Raw genomic sequence first — 12,326 nt, 5'->3', positions numbered from 1 at the left:
AATCGGTTTTTTGTCGTTATTAATCTTTTGTCCAGTGCTGATTTACCAAGCGTTCTATTTGCAACGGATTACCATCTTGTAACTCTTTCGGCAGGAACTCATCGGGCCAGTTTTGAAAACTGATTGGACGTATAAAACGCTTAATAGCGTCAGGACCCACCGAAGTAAAACGCGGATCAGTTGTCGCAGGAAATGGTCCTCCATGTTGCATTGCATATTTTACTTCAACACCGGTTGGCATACCCTGAAACAATAATCTTCCACACTTATTCTTCGCTATGGTAAACAGCTCTTGATATTCCCTCATATCGTCCTCAGACGCCGCAAACGTCAAGCTGATCTGACCAGCTAAGCTGTTCATTAAAACCTTCATTTCATGACGATCCGCGCAGGAGATAACCAGTCCAAATGGACCGAAAACTTCTTCCAGTAATTCTGGTTTGCTCAATACACGCGCTGCATCTGCTTCAACCAAGATGGCTTGAGCAAATACTTCTTCCGTATTGGCTTTTCCTTGTGCCAATATACGAACTCCGTCACATTCAACGCGCTCATTTTTCAAGCGGATATAATGATCAGCTATACCCTGATGCAACATCTTACCAGCTGAAATAGTTTGTATTTCGGCTCTCAGATGAGCCTTGAGCGTATCGAATCTTTCTCCTGAGAGCCCAATCAGTACTCCTGGATTAGTACAAAACTGCCCTTGTCCCAATGTTAGTGAGCCAATATATTGTTTTGCAAATGTTTCAACATTGTTCTTTAAATAATCGGGCAAAACAAATACAGGATTTATACTCCCCATCTCAGCAAAGACCGGAATAGGATCAGGTCTTGATTGTCCCAAATCAAATAAGGCCTTTCCTCCTGCAAACGAGCCTGTAAAAGCCACCGCTTTTACCAATGGATGCTTGACCAACTGCTGGCCTATTTCCAACGAATCTGACAGGACATGACTGAATATGTCCGCAGGAGCACCGTAGCTCGAAATACCCCGATGAATGGCGTCGGCCATCAATTGAGATGTCCTGACATGGGCAGGATGAGCTTTCACAATCACAGAACATCCAGCTCCCAAAGCACTTGCAGTATCCCCGCCAGCTGTGGAAAAAGCAAATGGAAAATTACTTGCTCCGAAGACCAGCACAGGCCCTATTCCGCCATTGTATTTTCGTAAATCGATCTGTCCCCCTAGGTTCTGGTCAATTCGAGCCTCGGTGTACAGACCGGTACGAACCGCATCCCCATACATACGCCATTGATTCACTGTTCTCGCTTTTTCACCTTCCAGTCTACCGACAGGCAGGGCGGTCTCCAGATGGGCAGTTTCGATCAAAACTGTACCCATTGCTTCAATTTCATCAGCAATCGTGTGCATCAATTTTGCCCGCTCGATCACATTACACTGTTGTAGAAACTGAAACCCGGCTTCAGCACGCTTTACTACAACATCAATTTCATTTTCGGATGCAATCATTCTTTTTCTATTTTCGTATTTCTAAAATATTCAGAAGAGACCTCGCAGGACCTCTTCCGAAGGTTGTAGTCCAGTGAAATCTGATTATAATTCAGGTCTTGTTGCTATTGCGTCCGCAATGATTTTATTAACCCGCTGCTCCTCCTCCCCAATCAATGCTAATCTCGGAGCTCTTGTATACGGTGTGGAAATTCCCTCTGCGGTAGCGGCCAATTTGATATACTGAACGAGCTTGGGATGAATATCCAATTCCAATAAAGGCATAAACCAACGATATATAGCTAAAGCCTGCTTATATTCTCCTTTACGGGCGAGACGATACATTGCAATGGTCTCCTTTGGAAAGGCATCCACCAACCCCGCGACCAATCCGTCAGCGCCCAACATCAAAGATTCCAAACAGAGGGTATCTACACCCCCTAATATCTTTAGGCGATCGGCAAAACGGTTTTTCAGACGAGTAATATTTGTCACATCTCGTGTTGACTCTTTCACCGCCTGTATATTGGGTTCCAGTAATAACTCCTCAAACATATCCAAGGACACATAGGTACCGTAATCAACAGGATTATTATAGATTAAAATTGGTAATGTTGTACTCTGTGCAACCGCGCGAAAGTAAGCAACAGTTTCCCTGTCATCAGCCCTATAACGCATAGGAGGCAACAACATCAATCCATCCGCACCTAAATTTTCACTGCTTGTTGCAACTTTGATTGCATCGGCAGTCGTATTCTCCGCAATATTGAGCAAAACCGGAATACGTCCGTTCACTACCTTCAATGCCTGTTTCAGTAAGGCATACTTTTCCTCCGTGCTCAAAACACTTGCCTCGCCCAATGATCCCGCAATAATCAATCCGTGAACACCAGCCTCTACTTGTGCTTCAATATTTTTTGCAAACATGTCAAAATCCAAATTTCCGCTCTCATCAAATGGAGATAACATTGCGGGAAAAATTCCTTCCCAATTCAATTGTGTCATAGCTTAATAATTTTTTAATTCGTTAACACAAATCTATAGGCAATAAGTTCTGCTGTCTTCTTATGAATTAATCAACTCTGCCCTAATATTGACTTTTTACTGTAGATCAGCTGGGGAAAGAATGGGAAAATCTGACATTATCAAAGGCATCTTATTACATAAAAGATGCCTTTGAAGTATAGTAAAGTTGATCAACAAAATTCATAAGCAATTCAGTTCATGGATCTTTTTTACAGCTGTTGCAAAAAATTAAGATAAAGGGGCACACTCTGCTCAATCCATTCTTTGGAGGTATGTTTTTCGATACCGTAATAGGCAAAAAGTGGATGATAATCCGCGTGAACATAGTTGAATGTAATTTCAAATGGACTTGTTAATTGATCCAGGCTATATTTATACTTTCCATTCGTATTATATTCTATTTCGTCAATGCCTACGGAGATGGCCAAAGCAATCTTCTTTCCCGCCAACCTATAGCCACTCGATTTTCCATATGCCCAGCCGTAGGTTAATACTTCGTCCAGCCATTTTTTAAAAAATGGGGGACAATTAAACCAATAAAATGGAAATTGAAATACTATTTTATTATACTTTTCAAGCAATTGCTGCTCTAGGAGAACATCAATTTTTTCATCTGGGTATTTTTCATACAACTGATGAATTTCAAAATTCTCTGGTTGCTTTTCCAATTCCTCAATCCACCTTTTATTAATAAGTGATTCTTTTATATTTGGGTGTATTACAATGACCAATGTTTTCATTATTGTTCTTTATTCAAAAAGTTTAGATACTCTTTATCTCAGCATTTTAGAGCTAAGATCGTTTTATTTAACTCAGTTATTTGAATTAAAAATAGCAAGATATTCCTTATTTTGACCCCATGTAGCCCAATGTTCGGTACTATAAAAAATGTGCGTAATGACTAAGATCAAAGAGAGTTCAACTAATTTTGCCAATAAACAAATTCTTACAAATGATTGCCCGGAGGTATTTGCGGTCAATATTATTGGCGGTCAATGGTCGTTGGCTATCTGTTGTTATCTCATCAATGGGAGTCTCCGATACAGTGAAATCAAGAAGTGCCTACCAAATATCACCGAACGTATGTTGACTTTACAATTACGAAAATTAGAGGAAAACGGAGTAGTGCAAAGAAAGGTATACGCGGAAGTCCCAACACGTGTGACCTATGAATTAACAACTATTGGTTATGAGTTATCCCCTATTATTCGTGAACTTGGCAAATGGGGTAAAAAATTAAAAGGTGATCCGGCATAAAAACCAGACCTAACAAAAAAATGTAAAATAAATTTGCATAGTGTAAAAAATACACTTACATTTGTGTCATCATAATTTAGGTTTATAATTGGTTATTGAAGGTTTTCATTCTCCCCGTTTGAAAACCTTTTTTTATTTCATCTAAATTTGTTTTTTCGTTCTTCATTTTATAGTTTCTCAGCTCAGTTCCTTTTCATTTATTAATTCGCTTACTTCAAAACCATTTGATCAATTGCTTCTTTTTAGACAGCAGTTCGGTTCGACAAGGTTCCAAAACTCCATACGAAGAGGTCTATCTCTTTGAGGAATTAACCTATATTAATTGCACTATCCCGATCGATAAAAATCCAGCTAGCTTATCTATAAAAAATTAAGATTTCATAAATACCAATACCATGAAAATAAACTGATGCTTCTTGCTGACCAATAAACCAGGCCTAGAGAGCCCGCAATAAAAACAGATTTCCAGAAAAAAGGCGAGGGATACATTTCATATCACTCGCCTTTTATACAGATAAACTATTTCCAATTACATTTTATAATACTGTTCCCAACCTCTTGCAGGCGGAGGTCCTGCCAACAGTGCATTCGCAAACTTATCATTACTGATTTCCTTTTTCTGGGGATCAAAAATCAGTTGAGCATTCAAACGCTGTGCAATTACTCCTAGACAGAAAACTTGACTTAACGGCCCTGCAACTTCAAAAGCTGACCTTGTTTTCTCCTCCCCTTTACACCCTTTCAGGAAGTTGGCATAATGATTAGAAGGTGACTGCGGGACCTCTGGAAGACGGGATGCTATTTCCTGTGCCTTCGCTTCAGGTATAATCTGCAAAATACTTGCATGGGAGCCACCTTTGAAAGTCAGATCTTTTCCATAGATGATTTTCCCAGGATTTAATTTTGCTGGTTCCAACTTACCTGTACTAGGGGCCGGAATATTCGGATCCAATCCCGAAACCCCATAGCCTTCTGGTATTGGCGGTAAATTATTTAAGCCATCATACCAGTTAATATCAAGCGCAGGCATCTTTTTCCGTTTCGGAAAATGGAACTTCAGGGTCGAAGACATCGGGAAGAAAAATGAATTATGTCCATCGAGCTTTACCGCACTAACTTCAGTAGGCAATCCTAGATCCAAAAATTCATGTGCTGTATCTAAAATATGCGCTCCCCAGTCACCTAGAGCCCCCATTCCAAAATCATACCAACAGCGCCATTGCCCATTCACAAAGTCTTTATTGTAGTTATGTCCCAAGGTCTGCATTTGCCACAGCTCCCAATCCAGTGTATCTGGTGTTATTTCGGCGGCCGGAAATCCTTTCATATTCACATCCCAGCCATGCCATCTACGGGGCATATTCATATGAGCGTCTATGCGTGTGATGTCTTTAATGATCCCAGCGTCCTTCCAGGCCTTAAATTGAAAGTAATTCGCTTCGGAATGCCCCTGATTTCCCATCTGTGTGACAAGCTTCGGATTTTTCCTCGCTTTATTTGTCATTAGTTCAACTTCGAGAAATGTCCTTGCCATTGGCTTTTCTACATAAACATGCTTGCCGAGATCCAGGGCTAACATCGTAATGGCAAAATGGGAAAAATCGGGTGTGCCGATGCTAACCGCATCGATCTGATTCGCCATCTTGTCAAACATAACTCTAAAGTCCTTAAATTTTGGGGCATCAGGAAACATGCCCAATATTTCCTGCGTATGTTTAGCTCCTAGATCAACGTCACAGAGCGCAACTATATTACAGAGTCCAGTTTTATAGAGTTCTTTGATAATTTCCGCCGCTCTATTTCCGAGACCTACACAGGCCAGATTGACCCGCTCATTCGGCTTTGCCAAATTGACCTTACCGAGAACACTATTGGATAACATGACAGCACCCGCTGCAATAACAGATTGTCTAACAAAACTTCGACGTGATAGATAATGATTCATAGGAGCTTAGTTTTGTGTATTAATCTTTATACTACGAAATGAGACCCGATCACCATGATCTTGCAATAAAATGAACCCTTCTTTTGCTTCGCCAAAGTTGTCCCAATCCTTATATTTGCTGATAGCGACAAGATCCTTGAACTCTTTTGATCCTCTTTCATAGCTCAACATCTTTATTCCATTCAGATAATGCTCAACCTTATTGTCCGCTGTAACCACTACCCGACCTCTATTCCACTCGCCTATCGCTCTTCGGGCACGTCCATCTTTATTCGAAGTAATAAGATCATATAGTGAAGCCAAAGTACGATTACCGTCCCGACCTAGCTTTGCATCAGGATGCAAGGCATCATCGAGTACCTGATATTCCAGACCGATAGCTGATCCTTTGGACTTTTCCTTTAGGGTTACAAAATATTTTACACCACTATTTGCTCCAGGGCTAAGTTTAAATTCAAAAGAGAGATCAAATATGGCATATTTATCTTTCGTGACAATATCACCGCCATTAGTGGACTCCCCACCATCAGATTTCAAGACGGTCAATTGACCATCCTTAATTTCCCAGCCACGATCAGGAAATTTATCGCCATGGATGCTGCGCCAGCCGTTATTAGTTTTACCGTCAAATAATAGTTTTATGCCCTTTTTCTTTTCGGCAGCCACGATTTCATTTGGCTTTAGATTGACGATATAAACATCTTTTGGAAAATCTTTCGTCTTGAGATCACTGGTCTTTATTTTAACATTTTTAAAATAGACTTTCTTTCCATCCAATTCTGAAGGAATACTATGTACCTGTAATCCGATAAATCCGGTTCGATCAATTGTATCTACGACATAAGAAACAGGAACATCATTGATCCAGGTACGCAGTTCATCACCTATTGCCTCGATTCTAATATGATTGTACTCTTCGGCCTTGTATGCTTTTTTTGCGTTTTCATTGAGATCCAACGGATAAAGCCAACCACGGCGTGCTTCATCATAAATCCCCCCTGTCCAGGCCCTGGATGAAGGATCTATCTCCACTTGCCTTCCGTAGACTCTGCCCCGCCCATCATTTGCTTGCGGATCAAGATGACTCCGGGTCTGTATCCCCGAATTCGTTTGACTGCCCTCGAGCTTAACATCCAGTTCCAATATAAAATCACCGTATTCTTTTTCTGTAATCAAAAATGAATTGGGTGTTCCTTTAGTCATCCGTCCCACGATCGCATCTCCCTCAATAGAATAAGGAGCTTTCCCACCCACGGCTTTCCATCCATTCAGTGTTTTCCCGTCAAAAAGATTTGTCCAACCTTTTTCTGAGGCCTTACTCCCCTGCGCATGCGACAATATTGTATTTCCAACCATCGCCGCCAGTAAGACAGATTTAAATAATGTATTTCTTTTCATTGTGATATTACTTCTTGAGCTCGAATGCCCGGTTTATGTATTGTATATTGGTCTATTAATCTTATTATTGTGCACCGTATTTTTTACTATCGGGATATTTAAAGTTATTGTGCAGTTTAATCCCTATCGGTTTAGGAGAGCTGTACAGCCTCCATAGCAATTGTTTTTTTTCAATTGGTTCTATGAAACAAGATATCAATTAATATAGGTGAAATGAATCGAATTGCATGATTTTTTTACGAAAACGTTTGAGAAAACAGAAAGCCGTGTTCGTAAAAATATTATATGCAGCAGCCCCTGTGCTTTGAAATTTATGGGGATTAAAAGCTTATTTTTTTTCGAATTTCACTCAGATATTCAGGTGTAAACCCTAAAAAAGATGCAATAAGATATTGTGGTACACGCTGTACAAACTCAGGATATTTACGTACCATGTCGCGATAAAACTCCTCTTTAGGTAGGGAAAAAAGATATTTAACACGCATTTGTGCTGCTGCATATGCTCTCTGGTATACAAAGCGAAAATAGCGTTCCATCAACGGAAATTCTGTCATTAATTTTTCCTGATTTTCCTGACTAATATATAAGACTTCGGATTTTTCAACAGCTTGAATATAAAAGGAGCTTACAAGCTTATGTTCATAAGCCATATTATCCGTTAGCCACCAGTTTTCGATAGCAAATTCGGTGGTTTGTTCCACCCCTTTTTCATTTATAAAAAATTTACGCAATATTCCCTTTAGCACAAAATAATGGTACCTACAGATCTGACCTTCTTCCTGCAGGTTTTCTTTTTTTGCAACTGAAATTAGGCTAAAGTATGCCGATATCTGCTCAAAGGTCCTGTCGTCGATCTGGATAAATTTTTCCAAATGTGTTCTAAATCTTTCCAATAACTTGCTTTTTATTTTAATGCCATACACCTCGGCATCTACTGCAAGGTACCATAAAAATTAGTTTGGCCAAAATGTAAATTATCTTAATAAGCTCAGCCCGCTTGTTAAATAAAAGTTTATGTACCGGATAAATTAGCGTGATTTACGGCGATATTTCCATATATAATATCCAAATGCGGGAAGCGCAAGCAGTTGGAAAATATTTACCGCCATTTGAAGATTTCAGGTTGCAGCTGTTTTACAAAATCATATAAGAAAGGAAGCTGTACAATATCTTTTTCATCGGCAATACTTCCATTAAAAGTAATTACATCCAGATCGATAATACGGGGAGCGTTCTTATTTTTACTTCTAAGGCGTCCCATGTCCAATTCGATCTGTTTTAATTCACTGTATAGTTCATCAAAGGATAAACAGGTCTGTAATAATAACGCTCCATTCAAAAAATCAGGCTGATCTTCATATTGAAGAGGTTTCGTATAGATAAAATCCGTTTGGTTTCCTATCTTTCCTAATTCCTGGATATAGCTTAGGGCTTTGGTAATATTTTTTTCAGAATCGATATTTGATCCTAACAATATCAAAGCGGTATTAGTTTGTTTGTCGTTAGATCTGTTTGCATTATCCGTAGCGCACAGTGCGCATGCTTTCGTTCCTTCCATTTTCTTCTTATGTTCTCTTTGAACCAATTGGCGAGCTAAACTTTCAACGCCATCAATATACAGGAGCCGACCTATAACAAAGAGCTACATCTCCAAAAAATGCGAGCTATTTTGGAGTGGGGCTAAACTTTCATTATAAAGTTCCCATTTGCCCGTATGGTTTAAGTAAGTTCTGCTTATCATAATCGGGTAAATTCTGTAAGCAATTTTTTTGCCAATACATCATCCAAATGAATGAAATGATTTCAGACCTCTCTCCTGTACAAGTTGTAGATCAACCTATCAGCAGGCAAGATCCCGCTTCAGAGATTTCCCTGCGTTAAATAAGCGTTCACTTGCTGATGATTTCTATCAAAACTGTCTATTTATTAAATAGATTTTTGGCGCATTCGCCAAAAGCAACCTGAGGTTATGGATTATTCAACGATGTAGCGCAGCCTGTGTGCCTCGGTCTGTTGTGGCACCTCCAAATTATGGAGCATTTTATCCAAAACTGCATCTGGTAACGGATAGGCTCTATCTCGATTTTGAACACGCCATTGCCGGTGCGGTTTTTCGATATAGACTAGCTCAACATAAGCCTGATAGCTGACAAAGAGGTCGATCAACTGTTTACGCATCAAGGCCGTAATATTCGTGGCATTCCATATGAAATCTTGGCCTTTACGCAGGTACATCTTGGCCTGTTCTTTCGCCTGTTGGACCACCCAACCGTTCCTTTTTCTATCTGTGGGATCGATACGATGTTGACGACGAATATCGTCAAGGCTAATGACGGGTACATCCCTGTTGTGATTAGCGATATAATGGTCTTTTCCCATTCCTGGTAAGCCGGATAGCATAATGACCTTAGATCTAAAATTATCAAAAGGAATGTAATCCACATAACCGTCCTCACTATTAAAATAAGTAAATTGAGCATTTGGAGTCGAAAATGGTCGCGGAGACTCCCAACAACCAATTTCTTTTGCATACAGTTCAAATAACTCCAATGCATCGAGCAGGCTACTTTGATCTTGACAAACTCGCCCTTTAGCGTCAGCCTCAGCTAGAAGTTTCAATTCCGCCATATTTACCCTTAAAGACGCCTCTAACGCGCTACGCATGGGGTTAACTTTGTCCATAAGCCAGAGCGGCAAACCATGAAAACGAACCAAACCTACAATTTCTTCCCGTAGGGTAAAGGGCGCTTCAACATCGCGAAACAATATTTCACGTGCCGTCTGTGCGCCTTTTCTTGCATGATTTGGAGAACTGACCCGTCCTTGTCCATCGATCAGGGTCGTAGACCGTTTTTCGACATCATGTAATAATGCCGCAGCCCAAAGGATTTCTTGCCTTTGGCTATTCAAGCCTATATACTTAATGGATTGCTCCAAGTGCTCAAGCACAAGCTGGGTGTGAATAGCAACATTTCCCTCCGCATGATGAATGGGATCCTGCGGCACATTCCGCATATCCGCTATCCAGGAAAATTGTTTTTCCAGTTGCAACCAATCTTTATCTGCTGTTAATTTCCATTCCATTAGTTTGTCCCCCTTTCCCAAATGAGTTTTGTTCTTTTCCAAGATTTTGTCCAGTGTTCATCCGTCTGCACATGTCCTTTTCGTACATATTTAAACACATTATGTTGAAATTCGGAGACAGGATATGCGGCAGCATTGCGGCAGACCAAACCTTCTGAAGTACAGCTAGTTTCTGTTCGCGGATCCATAGACCCCAAGATCGAAGGTTGAAGCGCCAGGTGTTTTACAGTTTCTTCTAACAAAGTCGCCGTAAGATCTTGCACCCTATCCGATCGCAACACGGGGACCATTGGCAAGTCAAATAAGCTAGCATAAAAGGTAACTTCCTCCCAAGAAAGCCAAACCTCCTTGATACGGGCAGCGAACACAAAATAATAGTGCTCCAATTGGGTATATTCGATAGAGTGCACCGCATACAGGTTTTCTCCAAAAAACTCCAGGTCACCCAAATCATTTTTCATACGTCCCCAATGTTCCCGTAATTGTGCTGTCCATGGAGATGTTGTCGGAGCAGCATGAGATCGGGCAAACACGCCCCGTTTGGACAGGCAATTGTTTTCGCCATCCAATTTTTCGGTATAAAGTAGCTGTGAAAAGGATTGTATATCCGTCCAGTACTCATGATTAAAACGATCGTCACTGCTGGTTCCCGGTGAAAAAGGGAAATGGTAGGTACGACCATATTTTGTTGATTCCATTTTTTTAAACTAAAGTGAATAATACTGATTTAAAAACACAGGTATAGCAGCAACCAAGTTGGGCATCTATCCCAGCTGATTACTTTTTCCCTGCATATTGGCACAGCATTACATGGCTTTATATTTTAAAAAATGTATAACAATTATGATCTAATGGGGCAAAAATAGATAATTTTTGCATAAAATAAAAAATCGCTATACCGATAAGTATAACGGAAATACCGAAACCTATAAAAATTCTTTTGTCCCAGGGCCCATATTATCTCTATATTCGGATATGTGCATCCCAACCTGAACGTGTGTAGTCATGCTGATTGTTTAAGAAAATTTTCACGTTATGCCCCCTAAGTCCTTTTCCGGTTTTCAATATTTCATTAAGCTGCTCCTCTTGAATATTTTGCAACAGCATTTTCGTCATAAAGGGCTGTAACTTCAGGTTATCTGCCACACGTTTGATCGGATATTGGACAAAGAACATATTGACTGCGTAATTTTTTGATATTTTGACAATCCACTCGTCCATACCGATTTTCTTTAACTGATCAAAGATTGTCGAGCAATCCAATGTAGTTCCGTTACGCAGGATAACACATTTCGTCTCCGCAGTTGTATATACGGCGATAATGTCTATAAATCGGAGCTGCTGCAGGTTGATCTGTTCGACAAACTCCCCTTTTTTATTTAATAGATCGCCTAGTAAATACACGTCGATGCTGTCAATATCCATTCCATAGCATTGCTCTTTGCTCTTCATCCCTTCATCTTTTATCATCCGTTTTTCCTTCAGCGAAATGATTGCAGCATTTTGTTCGAACTGTTCAAATGCTGGCCTTGTTTTAATAAAAAGTCTCCTTTTTGTCACCAAGGGTTGTGGAGTTGGCAATTCTTTTCCTGCTCCCACATTGTGTACGATCTGCATCAAAGGCCGGTTGTAGATAACAGCAAGATTTTGCCGCTGCCCGACAGAGTGATAAAGCAGCGACCAGTTTTCGCGCATATAGACCAATAGACTATATGAAACAAAAATAGTTGCATAACGTATTCCATAGACCTGCATATGTAGTTCAAAAAGCAATGATCGTTCTATTGACGACTGACTGTAAATAAAGATAACGGCAACATACAAAAGTATAAATGGAAAAACAGAAACCAATATAAGTGAGAAGAAGGCGATAAAATGCAGGATAATATCGAGCCCAGGTATATTTTTGACCTGCTCCCCTAGTCGCTCGCGCATATAGGGTACGCTCCAGTAAGTGGGTAAATTAAGCACTAACGATACTATTGTCGCTCCAATCCAGAAGACACAGAGCATAATGACAACCAAAATCCAATATTTCAACTGGTCTGACCGCTCAAAAAAACCTTGCAACGATATTGTCTTTAGATTAAAAACAATAGACAGCATCAGCGAACTCAAAAAATAAATGATAGATTTCATGACTTTTCTCCGAAATAATAT

At 40.1% G+C, this 12,326-nt stretch carries 11 protein-coding genes; 1 reads left to right on the top strand and 10 read right to left on the bottom strand.

Annotated elements, in window-relative coordinates; translation table 11 throughout:
• Positions 1-19 precede the first annotated feature (19 nt).
• The 3 genes from BWD42_RS00915 to BWD42_RS00905 all read right to left on the bottom strand — a co-directional run bounded on the left by BWD42_RS00915 (position 20) and on the right by BWD42_RS00905 (position 3,222).
• Positions 20-1,477, bottom strand: coding sequence for an aldehyde dehydrogenase (NADP(+)) (locus BWD42_RS00915; protein ID WP_077432606.1), 1,458 nt, complete (start codon positions 1,475-1,477; stop codon positions 20-22).
• 84 nt (positions 1,478-1,561) lie between these two features.
• Complete coding sequence (locus BWD42_RS00910; RefSeq protein ID WP_077432605.1) at positions 1,562-2,461, bottom strand: dihydrodipicolinate synthase family protein; 900 nt, start codon at positions 2,459-2,461, stop codon at positions 1,562-1,564.
• A 230-nt stretch (positions 2,462-2,691) separates the two neighbouring features.
• Positions 2,692-3,222, bottom strand: a complete 531-nt coding sequence (locus BWD42_RS00905; protein WP_077432604.1) for an NAD(P)H-dependent oxidoreductase — start codon at positions 3,220-3,222, stop codon at positions 2,692-2,694.
• Between the two features lie 157 nt (positions 3,223-3,379).
• Between BWD42_RS00905 and BWD42_RS00900 the strand changes: the two genes are divergently transcribed.
• Positions 3,380-3,739, top strand: a complete 360-nt coding sequence (locus tag BWD42_RS00900; protein WP_077435663.1) for a winged helix-turn-helix transcriptional regulator — start codon at positions 3,380-3,382, stop codon at positions 3,737-3,739.
• Between the two features lie 529 nt (positions 3,740-4,268).
• Here BWD42_RS00900 and BWD42_RS00895 read toward each other — a convergent pair.
• The 7 genes from BWD42_RS00895 to BWD42_RS00865 all read right to left on the bottom strand — a co-directional run bounded on the left by BWD42_RS00895 (position 4,269) and on the right by BWD42_RS00865 (position 12,305).
• Entirely contained in the window at positions 4,269-5,684 is a 1,416-nt protein-coding gene (locus tag BWD42_RS00895) for a Gfo/Idh/MocA family oxidoreductase (protein WP_077432603.1), read from the bottom strand.
• 6 nt (positions 5,685-5,690) lie between these two features.
• A complete protein-coding gene (locus BWD42_RS00890) occupies positions 5,691-7,082 on the bottom strand; it encodes a DUF1080 domain-containing protein (RefSeq protein ID WP_077432602.1) in 1,392 nt (463 codons plus the stop codon).
• Positions 7,083-7,402: 320 nt separating this feature from the next.
• On the bottom strand, positions 7,403-7,975 hold the full coding sequence (locus tag BWD42_RS00885) for a Crp/Fnr family transcriptional regulator (RefSeq protein WP_077435661.1): 573 nt from the start codon (positions 7,973-7,975) through the stop codon (positions 7,403-7,405).
• 206 nt (positions 7,976-8,181) lie between these two features.
• Positions 8,182-8,640: a 2-amino-4-hydroxy-6-hydroxymethyldihydropteridine diphosphokinase gene (gene folK / locus BWD42_RS00880; RefSeq protein WP_077432601.1), complete on the bottom strand. Its 459-nt coding sequence runs from the start codon at positions 8,638-8,640 to the stop codon at positions 8,182-8,184.
• A 416-nt stretch (positions 8,641-9,056) separates the two neighbouring features.
• A complete protein-coding gene (locus BWD42_RS00875) occupies positions 9,057-10,166 on the bottom strand; it encodes an AAA family ATPase (RefSeq protein ID WP_077432600.1) in 1,110 nt (369 codons plus the stop codon).
• On the bottom strand, positions 10,166-10,864 hold the full coding sequence (locus BWD42_RS00870) for an RNA ligase family protein (RefSeq protein ID WP_077432599.1): 699 nt from the start codon (positions 10,862-10,864) through the stop codon (positions 10,166-10,168). Before BWD42_RS00870 ends, BWD42_RS00875 begins: the two co-directional genes overlap by 1 nt.
• A 265-nt stretch (positions 10,865-11,129) precedes the next feature.
• A complete protein-coding gene (locus tag BWD42_RS00865; protein WP_077432598.1) occupies positions 11,130-12,305 on the bottom strand; it encodes a hypothetical protein in 1,176 nt (391 codons plus the stop codon).
• Between the last annotated feature and the right edge of the window lie 21 nt (positions 12,306-12,326).

The organism is Sphingobacterium sp. CZ-UAM (assembly GCF_002000245.1).
GTDB lineage: Bacteria > Bacteroidota > Bacteroidia > Sphingobacteriales > Sphingobacteriaceae > Sphingobacterium.
This window is presented reverse-complemented; position numbering and strand designations above follow the sequence as displayed.